At 67.2% G+C, this 15928-nt stretch carries 11 protein-coding genes and 1 tRNA gene; 4 read left to right on the top strand and 8 right to left on the bottom strand.

The features are described from left to right. Nucleotides 1–66: 66 nt before the first annotated feature. Nucleotides 67–726, bottom strand: coding sequence for a response regulator (locus ACIBB8_RS02660; protein WP_359108752.1), 660 nt, complete (start codon nucleotides 724–726; stop codon nucleotides 67–69). Between the two features lie 94 nt (nucleotides 727–820). Here ACIBB8_RS02660 and ACIBB8_RS02655 point away from each other — a divergent pair. Both ACIBB8_RS02655 and ACIBB8_RS02650 read left to right on the top strand, forming a co-directional pair. Beyond that, nucleotides 821–895 (top strand) — tRNA-Leu (locus ACIBB8_RS02655). A gap of 109 nt (nucleotides 896–1004) precedes the next feature. Further along, nucleotides 1005–1781, top strand: coding sequence for a transcriptional regulator (locus ACIBB8_RS02650; RefSeq protein WP_398948573.1), 777 nt, complete (start codon nucleotides 1005–1007; stop codon nucleotides 1779–1781). 8 nt (nucleotides 1782–1789) lie between these two features. Here the strand turns inward: ACIBB8_RS02650 and pyk are convergent, their stop codons facing one another. Together pyk and ACIBB8_RS02640 are read right to left on the bottom strand one after the other, a co-directional pair. Further along, nucleotides 1790–3223, bottom strand: coding sequence for a pyruvate kinase (gene pyk / locus ACIBB8_RS02645; protein WP_398948572.1), 1434 nt, complete (start codon nucleotides 3221–3223; stop codon nucleotides 1790–1792). A 125-nt stretch (nucleotides 3224–3348) separates the two neighbouring features. Continuing rightward, entirely contained in the window at nucleotides 3349–4053 is a 705-nt protein-coding gene (locus ACIBB8_RS02640) for an SIMPL domain-containing protein (protein WP_398948571.1), read from the bottom strand. A 134-nt stretch (nucleotides 4054–4187) separates the two neighbouring features. Here ACIBB8_RS02640 and ACIBB8_RS02635 point away from each other — a divergent pair, with 134 nt between their 5' ends. Continuing rightward, nucleotides 4188–5987 (top strand): bifunctional metallophosphatase/5'-nucleotidase, encoded by a 1800-nt coding sequence (locus tag ACIBB8_RS02635; RefSeq protein WP_398948570.1) that lies wholly within the window; start codon nucleotides 4188–4190, stop codon nucleotides 5985–5987. 68 nt (nucleotides 5988–6055) lie between these two features. Here ACIBB8_RS02635 and ACIBB8_RS02630 read toward each other — a convergent pair whose 3' ends face one another. The 3 genes from ACIBB8_RS02630 to pepN form a co-directional block, all read right to left on the bottom strand. Then, complete coding sequence (locus tag ACIBB8_RS02630; RefSeq protein ID WP_398948568.1) at nucleotides 6056–7465, bottom strand: lysine N(6)-hydroxylase/L-ornithine N(5)-oxygenase family protein; 1410 nt, start codon at nucleotides 7463–7465, stop codon at nucleotides 6056–6058. After that, complete coding sequence (locus ACIBB8_RS02625) at nucleotides 7462–8868, bottom strand: pyridoxal phosphate-dependent decarboxylase family protein (RefSeq protein ID WP_398948566.1); 1407 nt, start codon at nucleotides 8866–8868, stop codon at nucleotides 7462–7464. Before ACIBB8_RS02625 ends, ACIBB8_RS02630 begins: the two co-directional genes overlap by 4 nt. A gap of 231 nt (nucleotides 8869–9099) precedes the next feature. Continuing rightward, on the bottom strand, nucleotides 9100–11604 hold the full coding sequence (gene pepN / locus ACIBB8_RS02620; protein ID WP_398948565.1) for an aminopeptidase N: 2505 nt from the start codon (nucleotides 11602–11604) through the stop codon (nucleotides 9100–9102). Nucleotides 11605–12210: 606 nt separating this feature from the next. On the opposite strand from pepN, the gene ACIBB8_RS02615 reads away from it, so the two are divergent. Beyond that, on the top strand, nucleotides 12211–13152 hold the full coding sequence (locus ACIBB8_RS02615) for a hypothetical protein (RefSeq protein WP_398948564.1): 942 nt from the start codon (nucleotides 12211–12213) through the stop codon (nucleotides 13150–13152). A 408-nt stretch (nucleotides 13153–13560) separates the two neighbouring features. Here ACIBB8_RS02615 and ACIBB8_RS02610 read toward each other — a convergent pair whose 3' ends face one another. After that, complete coding sequence (locus ACIBB8_RS02610; protein WP_398948727.1) at nucleotides 13561–14721, bottom strand: ROK family protein; 1161 nt, start codon at nucleotides 14719–14721, stop codon at nucleotides 13561–13563. A 390-nt stretch (nucleotides 14722–15111) separates the two neighbouring features. Then, the gene (locus ACIBB8_RS02605) at nucleotides 15112–15891 is read right to left on the bottom strand and encodes an OmpL47-type beta-barrel domain-containing protein (protein ID WP_398948726.1); all 780 of its coding nucleotides are present in this window, start codon (nucleotides 15889–15891) and stop codon (nucleotides 15112–15114) included. Nucleotides 15892–15928 lie beyond the last annotated feature (37 nt).

Raw genomic sequence — 15928 nt, 5'->3', positions numbered from 1 at the left:
CATACGGATGAGGCCCGCACCCCGATCGATCCGGGGTGCGGGCCTCATCCCTACGTACCTACGCGGCTACTCGCCGTCCTTCGCCGCCCGCTTCTTCTCCTCGGCATCCTCGATCAACGCCTCGGCAAGCTGCTGCATCGACAGACGACGATCCATCGACGTCTTCTGAATCCACCGGAACGCCGCCGGCTCCGACAGCCCGTAATCCGTCTGCAGAATGCTCTTCGCCCGGTCTACCAGCTTCCGCGTCTCCAGCCGCTGTGCGAGGTCCGCCACCTCGGACTCCAGCGCCTTCAGCTCCGCGAACCGCGACACGGCCATCTCGATGGCCGGCACCACGTCGCTCTTGCTGAACGGCTTCACGAGGTACGCCATCGCACCGGCGTCCCGGGCCCGCTCGACCAGGTCGCGCTGCGAGAACGCGGTGAGCATCAGGACGGGCGCGATGGACTCCTCGGAGATGCGCTCGGCGGCGGAGATGCCGTCGAGGATCGGCATCTTCACATCGAGGATGACGAGGTCGGGCCTGTGCTCACGGGCGAGCTCGACCGCCTTCTCGCCGTCACCGGCCTCGCCGACGACCGCGTAGCCCTCTTCCTCGAGCATCTCTTTGAGGTCGAGGCGGATGAGAGCCTCGTCCTCAGCGATGACGACGCGGGTCGTCAGCGGCGGGACGTGCGACTTGTCGTCGTCGGCGACGGGCTGGGGCGACTCGGGCGTGGTCACGGGGCTCCTCGTTCAGGGAAGGCACTACCCACGAGACTACCTAGCTGCGATATGGTGTCACTACGTGGGGCACTCGCTGCCCTTCCTTTCTAAGGCCCCAGTACTCCAACTGGTTAGAGAGGCGGCTCTCAAACAGCCGACAGTGTGGGTTCGAATCCCACCTGGGGCACTTTTCCTTCGATTCCAAGGTCGCGGGTAGATAGCTTGGCTTCACTTGATCGTGTGATCACCCCACGATTTCCGCCTCCGGACCCCATGATCCGGCCAGACTCGACCAGGTGTACGACCTTGATACGCGCAAGCGCGCTCTGGCACTCCTCGCCCAAGGCTTCAGCCAGAACTCCGTAAGCAAGCAGACCGGCATCTCGCGCGCCGCCATCCGTTCGTGGCAGACACGAATAGAGCCCCTCGGCTGGAGCCGCGCTGCGGACTGTCCGCGGTGCGGCGACATGCCGAGCAATCCTGAAGACCCCGCCGCGTACGCCTACTTACTGGGCCTCTATCTCGGGGACGGCTGTATCAGCTCCGCCAAAAGAGGTGTGTACTTCCTCCGCATCGCCTGCGCCGATGCCTGGCCCGGCCTCATCGACGCCTGTGCCGAGGCCATGCAGATCGTGCGTCCCGGAAACAAGGTGTTCCGGGTTCAGCGTCAGGGCTGCCAGTACGTGACGTGCCACAGCAAGCACTGGCCCTGCCTCTTCCCTCAGCACGGACCAGGCAGGAAGCACGACCGCAAGATCGCTCTCGAACCCTGGCAACAGAGGATCGTGGATGCCCACCCATGGGAATTCATCCGCGGCCTCATCCACTCCGATGGATGCCGGATCATCAACCGGACCACTCGCCTCGTCGGTGGTGAACGGAAGCGCTACGAGTACCCCCGGTACTTCTTCACCAACAAGTCGGACGACATCCGCAAGCTGTTCAGCGACACGCTCACCGCTGTCGGGGTCGAGTGGACGACCCTCGCACGAGGCAGCAGCCCGCTCAACATCTCCGTCGCCCGACGGGCGTCCGTCGCTCTCATGGACGCTCACGTCGGGCCGAAGCACTGACGACCGAACTACTTGGGGCTGTCGTCCTCGCCGATGTGGTGCACGCGCACCAGGTTCGTCGATCCAGGGACGCCCGGCGGGGAGCCGGCCGTGATGACCACGACGTCGCCCTTCTCGCAGCGGCCGATCCGCAGGAGTTCCTCGTCGACCTGGGCGACCATCGCGTCCGTGGAGTCGACGCGCGGGCCGAGGAAGGTCTCGACGCCCCATGTGAGGGTCAGCTGGGAGCGGGTGGCCGGGTCCGGGGTGAAGGCCAGGAGTGGGATGGGTGAGCGGTAGCGAGAGAGGCGCTTGACCGTGTCGCCGCTCTGGGTGAAGGCGACGAGGAACTTCGCCCCGAGGAAGTCGCCCATCTCGGCGGCCGCCCGGGCGACCGCGCCGCCCTGGGTGCGGGGCTTGTTGCGGTCGGTGAGCGGGGGCAGGCCCTTGGCGAGGATGTCTTCCTCGGCTGCTTCGACGATGCGGGACATCGTGCTGACCGTTTCGGTCGGGTATTTCCCGACGCTGGTCTCGCCGGAGAGCATCACGGCGTCGGTGCCGTCGATGACGGCGTTGGCGACGTCGGACGCTTCGGCTCGGGTGGGCCGGGAGTTGTCGATCATCGAGTCGAGCATCTGGGTGGCGACGATGACCGGCTTGGCGTTGCGCTTGGCGAGCTTGATGGCGCGCTTCTGGACGATGGGGACGTGTTCGAGGGGCATTTCGACGCCGAGGTCGCCGCGGGCGACCATGATGCCGTCGAATGCGGCGACGATGTCGTCGATGTTCTCGACGGCCTGGGGTTTTTCGACTTTGGCGATGACGGGGAGGCGGCGGCCTTCTTCGTCCATGATGCGGTGGACGTCGTCGATGTCGCGTCCGCTGCGTACGAAGGAGAGGGCGATGACGTCGGCGCCGGTGCGCAGGGCCCAGCGGAGGTCTTCGATGTCTTTGTCGGAGAGTGCGGGAACGGAGACGGCGACGCCGGGGAGGTTGAGGCCTTTGTTGTCGGAGACCATGCCTCCTTCGATGACGGTGGTGTGGACGCGGGGGCCGTCGACGTCGGTGACTTCGAGGGTGACGCGGCCGTCGTCGACGAGGATGCGTTCGCCGGTGGTGACGTCGGTGTGGAGGCCTTCGTAGGTGGTGCCGCAGGTGTCGCGGTCGCCTTCGATGGGTTCGACGGTGATGGTGAAGGTGTCGCCGCGTTCAAGGAGTACGGGGCCTTCGCGGAAGCGGCCGAGGCGGATCTTCGGGCCTTGAAGGTCGGCGAGGATGCCGACGCTGCGTCCGGTTTCGTCGGAGGCTTTGCGTACGTGGCGGTAGCGCTGTTCGTGTTCGACGTAGGAGCCGTGGCTGAGGTTGAAGCGGGCGATGTCCATTCCGGCTTCGACGAGTGCCTTGATCTGCTCGTATGTGTCGGTGGCTGGGCCCAGGGTGCAGACGATTTTTGCTCGGCGCATGGTTTGACCCTAGACCTTACCTGCGGGTAGCGATTTGGGTCTGCGTGTCGTCTCAACAACCTTTGGGTGAAGGGTTATTGACAAGTGTTGAATTGTGCAGCGGGGCGCTCTGATGAGCATTGTTTTCAGAGTTTTGGGGGTGCCATGGTGAAACGGGCGTTCACCTGGGCGTAGGCGGTCTGCCGTTGGGGTTCGAGGTCGAGGGTGGGGGGTGTTTCGGGTTCCGCTCCTCCGAATGCGGCAAGGCCGCGGAAGCTGCCGGGTGCGGCGGGCATGGGTGGGAGGGGGGCGGTGTTCTCGGCGCCGAGGTCGGCGATTTCGAGGAGGGCGGTGAGGTGGGTGCCGAGAGCGTCGGCGTATTCGCGGGCGCGTTGGAGGGCTTCTTGTACGGCTTGGCGGCGGGCTTGGGCGTGGGCGGGTGAGTCGGGGCGGAGGTTCCACCAGGGGCCGTTGATGTGGGTCATGTCGAGGTCGGCGATGCGGGTGGTCAGTTCGCCCAGTGCGGTGAAGTCGCCCAGTACGGCGGTGATGTGGACGCGGCCGTGGTAGGCGTGGATTTTTTCGTCGCGTCCGCGTGCGGTGAGTTCGGGGGTGATGGAGAAGGTGCCGGTTTCGAGTTTTTCGACGGCTTGTCCGTAGGTGCGTGCGAGTTCGAGGACGTGGGTGTTGCGTCGGGTGAGGTCGTCGAGGGCTGTTCGGCGGTCTTTGCCCCGGGCGGTGACGGTGATGGCGATGTGGGCGGTTTCGGGGTCGACGTCGAGGCGGGCTTCGCCGCGGACGGCGACGCGGGGGTGGTCGGGGGTGCCGTAGGGAGCTGGAGTGTTGCTCATGGGTCCACTGTCGCATCGGGGTGTGACCCGTGTGGTCATCAGATAGAAACCTGCAAGGGGTGTTGCGTGGCGCGGCCGGTGGGTCATTATCTACGCGCGTTGTGTAGTGCGAGATCTGATCTGTGGGAGACGAAATGCCGCTGAACCGTAGGACGTTCCTGGGCACATCCGCTGCGGCCGGTGCCGGTGTGGCGATGGCTGGGGGTGTGGCTGTGCCTGCCGAGGCTGACAGTCGTGGTCCTGGGCGTCCGCCGAAGCGGTATGCGTTCACGGTGATGGGGACGACCGATCTGCATGGGAACGTCTTCAACTGGGACTACTTCACGGACAAGGAGTTCGACGACAAGGCGCACAACGATGTGGGTCTGGCGAAGATCTCGACGCTGGTGGAGCAGGTCCGTGCGGAGAAGGGCCGTCACAACACCCTGATGATCGATGCGGGTGACACGATCCAGGGCACGCAGCTGTCGTACTACTACGCGAAGGTCGATCCGATCACGGCGAAGCGTGGTCCGGTGCATCCGATGGCGCAGGCGATGAACGCGATCGGGTATGACGCGGCGGCGCTGGGCAACCATGAGTTCAACTACGGCATTCCGGTGCTGCGGAAGTTCGAGGAGCAGTGTGATTTTCCGCTGCTGGGTGCGAACGCGCTGGATGCGAAGACGTTGCGGCCGGCGTTCGCTCCGTATGTGATCAAGCGGATGCGTACGCCGCACGGTCCGGATGTGAAGGTGGCGATTCTGGGCCTGACGAACCCGGGGATCGCGATCTGGGACAAGGCGAATGTCAGCGGCAGGATGGTGTTCCCGGGGTTGGAGGAGCAGGCGGCGAAGTTCGTGCCGCGGCTTCGGTCCATGGGGGCGGATGTCGTGATCGTGTCGGCGCACTCGGGGACCAGTGGGACGTCGTCGTACGGTGATCAGGTTCCGTACGTGGAGAACGCGGCGGCGCTGGTGGCGGAGCAGGTGCCGGGTATCGATGCGATTCTGGTCGGTCATGCTCACCTGGAGATCCCCGAGTACTTCGTGGAGAACAAGGAGACGGGCAAGAAGGTGGTGCTCTCCGAGCCGTTGAAGTGGGGGCAGCGGTTGACGCTGTTCGACTTCGATCTGGTGTGGGAGAAGGGCCGCTGGGTGGTGGAGCGTGCGGGTTCGCGGGTGTTGAACTCGAACACGGTGGCGGAGGATCCGAAGATCACAGGGTTGTTGGCGGATGAGCACAAGAAGGTTGTGGCGTACGTCAATCAGGTGATCGGTACGTCGACGGCGGCGATGACGACGGCGGAGGCGGCCTGGAAGGACGAGCCGATCATTGATCTGATCAATGTGGTTCAGGCGGAGACGGTGAAGGCGGCTCTGGCGGGTGGCGCGTATGCGTCGCTGCCTGTGCTGTCGCAGGCGTCGTGTTTCTCCCGTACGGCGCAGATTCCGGCGGGGAATGTGACGATCAAGGATGCTGCGGGGCTGTATCCGTTCGAGAACACGCTTGAGGCGAGGTTGCTGACGGGTGCGCAGATCAAGGATTATCTGGAGTTCTCGGCGCGGTATTACGTGCAGACGGCCGCGGGCGCTCCGGTGGACACGGCGAAGTTGACGAATGCAGGCAATACGCCGGACTACAACTATGACGCGGTGTCGGGTCTGACGTATGAGATCGACATTGCGAAGCCGAATGGTTCGCGGATTGTGAATCTGTCGTTCGAGGGCAAGGCGATCGATCCGGCGGCGGAGTTCGTGCTGGCGGTGAACAATTATCGGGCGAGCGGTGGGGGTAACTTCCCGCATGTGCCGGGTGCGAAGCAGCTGTGGGCGAATTCGGAGGAGATCCGGAACACGATCATTGGCTGGGTGCAGGCGAAGGGTTCGGTGGATGGTGCGCAGTTCGCTTCGGTGGACTGGCGGCTGACGCGGGATGGTGTGCCGGTGTTCTAGCGGCTGGATGAATAGGGCGGCCGTCTCCTCTTTGAGGGGGCGGCCGCCTTTTGTTGTGGGTGCGGGGGTCAGTTGCCGTGGGTGAGGGGGATGAGGGCGGGGTGCTGGTGGGGGATGTGGGGGGTGTTCTGGGGGGTGAGGCCGAAGGTGGTGAAGGCGGTGCGTTGTGGGAGGGGGTAGGCGTTGGTGCGGGTGAGGTTGTTGAGGATGGTGGCGCTGCGCCAGGCGGCGAGTCCGAGGTCGGGGGCGCCGACGCCGTGGGTGTGGCGTTCGGCGTTCTGTACGTAGATGTTGCCGGTGACGGCTGGGTCGAGTTCGAGGCGGAACTGGTTGTCGATGCGGGGTCGTCCGGCGGCGTCGCGGCGGATGTGGGGGGTGAGGCCGGCGAGGAGGCGGTCGAGGGGGCGTTCGCGGTAGCCGGTGGCGAGGATGACGGCGTCGGTGGTGAGGCGGGTGCGGGTGTTCTGCTGGGTGTGTTCGAGGTGGAGTTCGACGCGGGTGTTGGCGAGGCGGCCTGCGGTGCGTACGTGGACGCCGGGGGTGAGGGTGGTGTCGGGCCAGCCGCCGTGGAGGGTGCGTCGGTAGAGCTCGTCGTGGATGGCGGCGATGGTGCCGGCGTCGATGCCTTTGTGGAGTTGCCATTGGTGGGGGACGAGTTCGTCGCGTACGGATTCGGGGAGTGCGTGGAAGTAGCGGCTGTAGTCGGGGGTGAAGTGTTCGAGGCCGAGTTTTGAGTACTCCATGGGGGCGAAGGCGCCGGTGCGGGCGAGCCAGTGGATTTTTTCGTGTCCGGCGGGGCGGGCGCGGAGGAGGTCGAGGAAGATTTCGGCGCCTGACTGGCCGGAGCCGATGACGGTGATGTGTTCGGCCTGGAGGAGTTGTTCGCGGTGGTGGAGGTAGTCGGCGGAGTGGATGACGGGGACGGATTCGGCTTGGGCGAGGGGTTTGAGGGGGTCGGGGATGAAGGGTTCGGTGCCGATGCCGAGGGCGATGTGGCGGGCGTAGGCGCGGCCGAGGGCTTCGACTTCGCCCTGGGTGTCGAGTTGGGTGAAGTCGACTTCGTAGAGGGTGCGTTCGGGGTTCCAGCGGATGGCGTCGACTTGGTGGCTGAAGTGGAGTCCGGGGAGTTGGTCGGTGACCCAGCGGCAGTAGGCGTCGTATTCGGCGCGTTGGATGTGGAAGCGCTCGGCGAAGTAGAAGGGGAAGAGACGGTCACGGCTGCGTAGGTAGTTGAGGAAGGTCCAGGGGCTTGCGGGGTCGGCGAGGGTGACGAGGTCGGCGAGGAAGGGGACTTGGAGGCTGGAGCCGTCGATGAGGAGTCCGGGGTGCCAGTGGAAGGCGGGGCGTTGTTCGTAGAAGGTCGCGGCGAGGGGGTGGATGCCGTGGGCGAGGGCGGCGAGGGAGAGGTTGAAGGGGCCGATGCCGATGCCGACGAGGTCGTGTGGCTGGCCGGGGTCGGGGGTGGGTCGGTCGGTCATCGGGGTGGGTTGCCTTTCTGGAGTGTGTGGGTGAGGTGGGTGATGAGGTCGAGGAGGGTTTGGAGGTCGTGGCGGGTGGTGTGGGGGTTGAGGAGGGTTGCTTTGAGCCAGAGGCGGTTGTCGGCGTGGGCGCGGCCGAGGACGGCTTGGCCGGTGGTGAGGAGGGTGCGGCGGATGGTGGCGACGGTGTGGTCGGTGGCGTTGGTGGGGCGGAAGAGGACGGTGGTGATGGTGGGTGGTTGGTAGAGGTCGAGGGTGGGGTTGTGGGTGATGAGGTCGGCGAGTTGGTGGGCGGTGTTGATGGTGTGGTCGATGAGGTCGGCGAGTCCGGTGCGGCCGAGGGCTTGGAGGGTGACGGCGATTTTGAGTGCGTCGGGTCGGCGGGTGGTGCGCAGTGAGCGGCCGAGGAGGTCGGGGAGGCCGGCGTGGGTGTCGTCGTGGGCGTTGAGGTAGGGGGCGTGGTGGTGGAGGGGGTGGAGGTGGTGGTGGTCGGGGACGGCGAGGATGCCGGCTGATGCGGGTTGCCAGCCGAGTTTGTGGAGGTCGAGGGTGACGCTGTGGGCGCGGTCGAGGCCGTGGATTTTGGTGCGGTGGGTGGGGCTGAAGAGGAGTGGTCCGCCGTAGGCGGCGTCGATGTGCAGTTCGGCGCCGTGGGTGGTGCAGAGGTCGGCGATGTCGTCGAGGGGGTCGATCTGGCCGGTGTCGGTGGTGCCTGCGGTGGCGGTTACGAAGAGGGCACGGTGGGGGCTGTGGAGCCGTGTGAGGGCTTCTTCGAGTGCGGTGAGGTCCATGACGCCGGTGGGGGCGGGGATGGTGTGGGGTTCGGGGAGGCCGAGGAGCCAGGCGGCGCGGGTGATGCTGTGGTGGGCGTTGGCGCCGGTGAGGGTCTGTACGGGGCCGTGGCGTTCGCGGGCGAGGAGGAGGGCGAGTTGGTTGGCTTCGGTGCCGCCGGTGGTGATGAGGGCGTCGGGGTGGGGTTGGTGGGGGTAGATCTCGGCGGCGAGTGCGGTGGTGGTGTCGGTTTCGAGGGTTGAGGCTGCGGGTGCTTGGTCCCAGGAGTCCATGGAGGGGTTGAGGGCGGAGGCGGCGAGGTCGGCGGCTGCGGCGAGGGCGAGGGGTGGGGTGTGGAGGTGGGCGGTGCAGTGGGGGTGTGCGGGGTCTGCGGCGCCTTGGGTGAGTGCGGTGACGAGGGTGCGGAGGGCGTGGTGGGGGCCGGTGCCGTGGTCGGGGATGAGGGGGTGGGTGGTGTGGTGTATCTGGTCGGTGACGGCTTGGGGTCCGCCGGCGGGCAGGGGGCCGTGGCGTTGTTGGGCTCCGTCGTGGAGTGCGGTGAGGACGGTGTCGAGGAGGGGGCGTAGGGCGGCGGGGCCGGTGGTGCCTCCGGCGAGGGGTGGGGTGGGCATGGTGGTGGGGTCCTTCGGGTGCGCGTGGGTGGACGTGTCAGCTTGTCCGGGTTTCTGGTGGCGTGGCCGGTGAGCTCGGTGATCTGAACTCGAAAGGGGGACGAGTGGTGCCTGTGGGGGTGGTGGTGGGGGGTGGTGGTGGTATGGGTGTGCCCGGCCTCCCCTCGGTGAGGGTGGGCCGGGCACGGGTGGTGCGGTGTGTGGTTGTGGGGGTGGTGCGGGGTTGTGGGGTCAGTGGGCGTTGCGTACGGCGAGGGCGCGGCGGAGGTCGTCGATCTGGTCGGCGAGTTTGCGACGCAGGGCGGGAGTGAGGGTGTTGCCGTTCAGTGCTTGTTCGCCGAGGTGGAGGTTGTCGGCGGTGATGGCGAAGGTGGGGAAGGCGTGGCGGCCGGCGGCTTCGGCGATGGCGGAGCCTCGGCGGGTGGCGAGTCGGGTGGCGTCGGTGTAGTAGCGGGGAACGTAGTCGCTGGTGAGGTCGGTTTGTTCGGCTTGCCAGAAGCCTTGTGCGGTGGCGATGAAGAGGTAGTTGGAGAGGGTGTCGTCGTTGAACAGGCTGTCCCAGGCGGCGGCTTTGGCTTCGGGGGTGGGGAGGGCGGCGCGGCAGCGGGCGGCGCCTTCCTGTCCGGTGGCGCTGGGGTCGTTCTCGAGTTCGGTGGCGATGGTGGTTTCGTCGGTGGCGCCGAGGGTGGCGAGGCGGGTGAGGATGCGCCAGCGGAGTTCGGGGTCGAGTTCGGGTCCGCCGTGGACGGTGCCGTCGGTGAGCCAGGTCCGGATGGTGTCGGGCTGGGTGGCGGCGTCGATGAGGTGGCGTACGGCGGTGAGGCGGAGGCCGGGGTTCGTGCCGTCTTCTGTGCGGCGGATGAGGTCGCGGCAGAGGGCGGTGAGGGTGGCGAGGGCTGCCGGGCGGTTTTCGGGGGTGACGTAGCGTGCGGCGATCTGGGTGCCGGCGAAGGTCAGGACGCCTTGGAGGAGGGCGAGGTCGGTTTCGTACGGGAGGTGGGTGCGGGCGGTTTCGAGGTAGGTGGTGGGGTCGAGTTCGCCGTCGCGGACCATGTCGCGGGCGCTGTTCCAGATGACGGCTCGGGTGAGGGGGTCGGGGATGCCGGAGAGGCTGCGTACGACGGTGTTCCAGGAGGTTGCGTCGGGGCGGATCTTGGCGTAGGTGAGGTCACCGTCGTTGAGGACGAGGAGGGCGGGGCGGTGGCCGGGGTGGGTGGTGCGGGTGCCGTCCTGGGGGATGTCGAGTTCGAAGCGGTCGCGGAGGACGAGTTGGTCGGTGCCCTGCTGGGTGTCGAGGGTGTGATCGTAGGCGCCGACGGCGATGCGGTGGGGGCGGGTGCCGTGGTGGTCGACGGTGAGGGACCAGGTGGTGTCGGTTTCTTCGACGTGGGGGGTGAGAGTGTCGACGCCGGTGGTGCGGAGCCATTGGTCGGCCCAGGCGTGGACGTCGCGGTCGGTGGCGGAGGCGAGGTTGTCGATGAAGTCGGCGAGGGTGGCGTTGCCGAATTTGTGGCGGGCGAAGTGGGTGTTGATGCCGGCGAGGAAGTCTTTTTCGCCGAGCCAGGTGACGAGCTGGCGGAGGGCGGATGCGCCCTTGGCGTAGGAGATGCCGTCGAAGTTGAGCATCGCGGATGCGGTGTCGGGGACGGCGGCGGGGTCGGGGGCGACGGGGTGGGTGGTGGGACGCTGGTCGGCGTCGTATCCCCAGCCCTTGCGGGCGACGCCGAAGTCGACCCAGGTGTCGGTGAAGCGGGTGGCTTCGGCGAGGATCTGGTAGCCCATGTACTCGGCGAATGACTCGTTGAGCCAGATGTCGTCCCACCAGGCGAGGGTGACGAGGTCGCCGAACCACATGTGGGCCATTTCGTGAGCGATGACCATGCCGCGGACTTGGCGTTCGGTGTCGGTGACGGCGGAGCGGTAGATGAATTCGTCGCGGAAGGTGACGAGTCCGGGGTTCTCCATGGCGCCGGCGTTGAATTCGGGGACGAATGCCTGGTCGTAGGAGTCGAAGGGGTAGGGCTCGTCGAATTTTTCGTGGAAGCGGTCGAAGCAGGCGCGGGTGATGTCGAGGATTTCGTCGGCGTCGGCGTCGAGGTGGGGGGCGAGGGAGCGGCGGCAGTGGATACCGAAGGGCAGTCCGGCGTGCTGGGTGGTGACGGTGTGCCAGGGGCCGGCGGCGACGGCGACGAGGTAGGTGGAGATCAGTGGGGTGGGGGCGATGGTCCACCGGCCGTTTCCGGTGTGTTCGGCGATGCCGTTGCCGAGGACGGTGCAGTTTTCGGGGGCGGTGACGGTGAGGGCGAAGACGGACTTGAGGTCGGGCTGGTCGAATGCGGCGAAGACGCGTTGGACGTCTCCCATGAAGAGCTGGGTGTAGAGGTAGGTTTCGCCGTCGGTGGGGTCGGTGAAGCGGTGCATACCTTCGCCGGTGCGGGAATAGCGCATGGCGGCGTCGATGCGGAGTTCGTGTGCGCCGGGGGTGAGTGCGGTGAGGGGGAACCGGTTCTCGGTGAGGTCGGCGGGGTCGAGGGGCTGTCCGTCGAGGGTGATGGAGCGCAGGGTGGCGGGCTTGAGCTCGACGAAGGTGTCTCCGGCCGCGAGTGCGGTGAATTGGATGACCGTGCGGGAGTCGAAGGTGTCTTCTCCCGTGGTCAGGTCGAGGTCGATCGTGTACTTGTCCACGTCGAGGAACTGGGCTCGGGTCTGCGCTTCGTCGCGCGTCAGTACGGACATGGATCCACTCTGCCGCATGGGGTGGGGGGTGCACAGGTGGGTTCTCGCAGGGCTGAGACGGTGCGTGTGCGCGGGGCGGGGTCGGCGGCGCGGGGTCGTGGGGCGGTTCCACGAGGCGGGGTCGCGGGGTCAGTGTCCTGGGGGGTGGTTTCCGGTGGGGTGGGGTCGGCGCGCCGGTGGTGGAGGAGGACGACTCCGTTGCCGAAGGTGTGGGTCCCGGCGAGGCGGAGGCCGGTTCTGGTGTCGGATGCCTGGACGAGGGGGCGAGCTGTTGCCGGTTTGCTGCGCTGAAGTGAGTTGTGGTGAGCGGGAGTGAGTCCTGCTGGTGGGTTGGCGGGGGTGGGAACGGAGGTTCTGGGGCCGAATGGGTGACCTTGGTGGCTGGTGCTCGTTGCACCCTGAAGTGGCTGGTCACGAGTCTGGTGTGGGCTGCAGGTGGCGTGCGGGTGGGGTCTTGATCGTGCCGGGGTGATTGTCTGTCAGGTCCGCTCCTGGGTTCTTCCGGATTCGCCGACACCTTCGGTGACCGTTCCCCCTCTGGCCAAGGTGCCGAGCAGGTCTTTGACTTGCTGGAACATGGCAACGGTTATGTGAAGGGACAATGACGTGCGCGCACGGGGTATCAACTACGACACCGGGTTTCTCCCTGGGAAGGAACTCTCCCGCAAGAGCTTCACGCCTGAGACGGTCCAGCACGACATGGCGGTGATCTCCCGGGAGCTTCACTGTGACGCCGTTCGTATCTCCGGGCGAGAGCCTGAACGGCTGAGCATCGCTGCCCGACACGCTGCAGACGCCGGCCTTGAGATCTGGTTCGCCCCCTTTCCCGTGGACCTTCCCCCTGACCAGTTGCTGCCGTTCTTCGCCGACTGCGCCCGTCGGGCCGAAGTCGTACGGGACGCCGGCGCCGATGTGGTGTTCGTTGCCGGCTGCGAGATCAGTGCGTTCTGCGGCGGCTTCATCCCGGGCGACACCTACGGCGACCGCCTGCGGGCCATGGCTGCCGCCGACATGGAGTGGTGGTCCTCCCTCGGCCCCGTACAGGAGCGCCTCAACGACTTCCTTGCCCAAGTCGCCGCGACCGTCCGCACGCATTTCGGCGGGCAAGTCACGTACGCGTCCGCTCCCTGGGAGTTCGTCGACTGGCATCCGTTCGACCTCGTCGGTATCGATGCCTACCGGGCCGCCTACAACGCCGACAGCTTCCGGGACGAGCTGCGTGGGCACCTTGCCCACGGCAAGCCCGTCGCGGTGACCGAGTACGGAACCTGCGCATACCGGGACGCGGGAGAGCGCGGCGGCATGGCCTGGCAGGTGCCGCACGGCGCGGTACCGGACGAGGAAGAGCAGGTGCGCTACTGCACCGAGCTGCTGGACATCTTCGAGGAAGAAGGCGTGGACACCGCGCTCTGGTTCACCTTCGCCGGTTACAGCAGGCCCGGGGAGCAAGACCTTGGCTCCTACGGCGTCGTCCGAATGCTCGACGAGGCCCGCTGGGAACCGAAGAAGGTATTCCACACGATGGCGGCCAGGTACCGGCGCAGCTGAAGCGCCACGACCCCCAGCCCCTGACAGCACTTGCTCTGCGGTGCCCGACCGTCCGTCAGGCCGGCGTGCGGACTGCTGGGAATCGACGATGCGGCTGGTAGTCCGCTCTCCTGCGCTCCGGAAGAACGGCTGGGTGCGGCGCCAGGAGGGGAGTTCCTCGCAACAGGGAGTGGTCTCCCCGTCGTGGGGGGAGGCCGTCAGACGTCCGGGGTCCACGCGGTGATCGTCGGTGGGTGTTCGGGGAACGGCCCAAGACCCCGCCGGCAAGATCCAGAAGTTCGTCCTGCGCGACCGGGCGTGGGCCGGGGCGGAACGCAGGATTCAGTAGCGCTCCGGTCGACCCCGCTTTCAAGGCGCGGTACGTCGCGGGGCCCGCCTCACCACGGGTCCCGGCCGCGTATCGAAGCGTCAGGCCGGTGAGAAGACGTGGTTGCTGATCAGCCGGGCGGCGCCGACGACGCCGGCGACCTGGCCGAGTTCACCGAGCACGATCGGCAGGTTGCCGGTCGCCAATGGCAGCGACTGACGGTAGACCTGGGTGCGGATGCTCGCCAGGAGGTTGTGGCCCAGTCCGGTGAGCCCTCCTCCGATGACCACCAGGCCGGGGTTGAAGAAGCTGACCAGGCCGGCGATGACCTGACCGGTACGGTTGCCTCCCCAGCGGATCAGATCCAGGGCCGCGGCATCCCCGACGCCCGCGGCGGCCGACACGTCCTCGGGGGTCAGCCTCCCGGCCGATGCGAGCCGTCCGGCCAGTTCCGTCGAGCGGCCGGACTGGGCGAGCGCGGTCGCGTCGCGTATGAGGGCGTTCCCGCCGAAGTAGGCCTCCAGGCAACCGGTGTTGCCGCAGGCGCACCGCGGCCCGTCCGGGTCCACCTGGATGTGGCCGATGTCGCCGGCACTGCCGGTGATACCGCGGTGGACCTCGCCGCCGACGACGATGCCGCAGCCGATGCCGGTCCCGAGCTTCACGCACAAGAAGTCCCGTACGGACCGGGCGACGCCGGCCTGCTGCTCACCCAGGGCCATCAGGTTCACGTCGTTGTCGACGAGGACAGGGCAACCGAGCTCCTGGCTCATCGCCTCGCGGACGGGGAAGCCGTTCCACCCGGGCATGATCGGCGGCGCGACGGGGACACCCTCCGGGAACCGGACAGGTCCCGGCACGCCGATCCCGGCGCCGTCGAAGTGTTCCGCCGACGTGGCCTCGCGCAGCGTGCGGACCAACTCCAGCACCCGCTCGAAGACCCCGACCGGGCCGTCGCGCACGTCCAGCGGCTCGGCCACGTGGCCGAGGACCTCCAACTCGGCATTGGTGACCGCGACATCCACGGAGGTGGCACCGATGTCCACGCCGAGGAACCGCAGCGACGGGGCGACCCGGACGTTGTGCGAGCGGCGGCCGCCGCGGGAGGCGGCGAGGCCGTCCGGGACGACCAGGCCGGTTTCCAGCAGCCGGTCGATCTCGAACGCGAGCTTGGAGCGCGACAGCTCGACCAGGTCCCCCAGGGCAACCCGGGACTGCGGGCCGAGGTCGCGCAGGAGGCGGAGCAGCCGGGCCTGATGCATATTGGCCGGTCGAACCGTCGTACTCCTCACGCCGCCCCCGTCGTGGTCAGAGCCGTTCGCATGCCCGGTGCTTGGGGGCGCGACTTCCACCGGACCGTAGCACCGTGCCGTCGACGGCAAAAGAAACCTGTGCGCCGAGTTACGGCCTGGTGCACGATAGAGAGTGGATCAGGCCGTTACAGGACCTTCATCAGCAGATGGACAAAGCCGGTTCGAAGCAGCACAGTCTCGTTGTCGCCCATGCTCTTGCAAAGGCGGCCAGGCCCGATGGGGTGGAGCCGTCCAGCTCTCCACCCCATCGGTTTTGTGCGCTGTCCGGTTCGCTCGGCGGGCCGCTGCCGAGGCCGGCCGAGGCACACGGCTCAGGCGGCGTCACCGCCCGGCCGTGACTCAGTGACCGGCGCGACCGCGGTTCGGCATGCCGACGTCGGACTGGCCGGCCGCCTTCTTGATCAGCGCGGCCTCCCGCTGGTCGAGGACTCCTTCCTTCCGCAGCGTCGCGACGATCTCCCCGACGTGTGAGACGAACGCGCCATGGTTGTTCCAGGCCCGGTGATCCTCGATCAGCTCGTTGACCGTGCAGCCGTTGGTCGTGACGCGGTTCGGGACACCGGTGTTGATCGAGCCGAGGAACACGGTGGAGCGGTCGTCCCTTTCAGGACAGTCGGTCGGCGGCTTGCTGTCGGCGATGGTGAGGGACAGCGACTGCGGCGTGGCCGTGTTGCCGGCCTTGTCGGTGGCCCGGTAGAGCAAGGTGTGGCTCCCGGCCCTGTCGATCACCACCGGTGCGGAGTACTGCAGGTAGGGGCCGCCGTCGAGGGAGTACTCGATCCCAGCCACACCCGACTCCGTGTCCGAAGCCGTCACCGTCACCGTCGCACTGCCGACGTAGGCACCGGAGTCGTTCTTCGTGCCGGAGACGGAGGCCGACACCTGCGGCGGCGTCCTGTCCTCCGGCGGAGCCGCTACCACGGTGAACTCAACCGATTTCACCGGCGAGGTATTACCCGCCTTATCGGTCGCTCGATAGCTCAGCGTGTGCCGGCCCACACTGCTCACCACAACTGGCGCTGTGTAGCTACCGTATGACGCACCGTCCAGGGAATACTCGATCCCGGCCACACCGGACTCCGCGTCCGAAGCAGTCACCGTGACGGTCGCGCTCGACACATAGTTCCCGGCAGAGTCCTTCGTCCCCGACACCGTC

Origin of the sequence: Streptomyces sp. NPDC051286 (assembly GCF_044455345.1) — a bacterium.
In the GTDB taxonomy this organism is placed as follows: Bacteria; Actinomycetota; Actinomycetes; order Streptomycetales; family Streptomycetaceae; genus Streptomyces.
The sequence above is the reverse complement of the archived record's forward strand: the minus strand, read 5'-3'. Positions and strand labels throughout refer to the sequence as shown.

Excerpts from the sequence above, each read along its gene's own strand:
- ACIBB8_RS02635 (WP_398948570.1), top strand. The coding sequence starts at position 4,188 with ATGCCGCTGAACCGTAGGACGTTCCTGGGCACATCCGCTGCGGCCGGT.
- ACIBB8_RS02610 (WP_398948727.1), bottom strand. The coding sequence starts at position 14,721 with ATGCATCAGGCCCGGCTGCTCCGCCTCCTGCGCGACCTCGGCCCGCAG.
- pepN (WP_398948565.1), bottom strand. The coding sequence starts at position 11,604 with ATGTCCGTACTGACGCGCGACGAAGCGCAGACCCGAGCCCAGTTCCTC.
- ACIBB8_RS02630 (WP_398948568.1), bottom strand. The coding sequence starts at position 7,465 with ATGACCGACCGACCCACCCCCGACCCCGGCCAGCCACACGACCTCGTC.
- pyk (WP_398948572.1), bottom strand. The coding sequence starts at position 3,223 with ATGCGCCGAGCAAAAATCGTCTGCACCCTGGGCCCAGCCACCGACACA.
- ACIBB8_RS02625 (WP_398948566.1), bottom strand. The coding sequence starts at position 8,868 with ATGCCCACCCCACCCCTCGCCGGAGGCACCACCGGCCCCGCCGCCCTA.
- ACIBB8_RS02640 (WP_398948571.1), bottom strand. The coding sequence starts at position 4,053 with ATGAGCAACACTCCAGCTCCCTACGGCACCCCCGACCACCCCCGCGTC.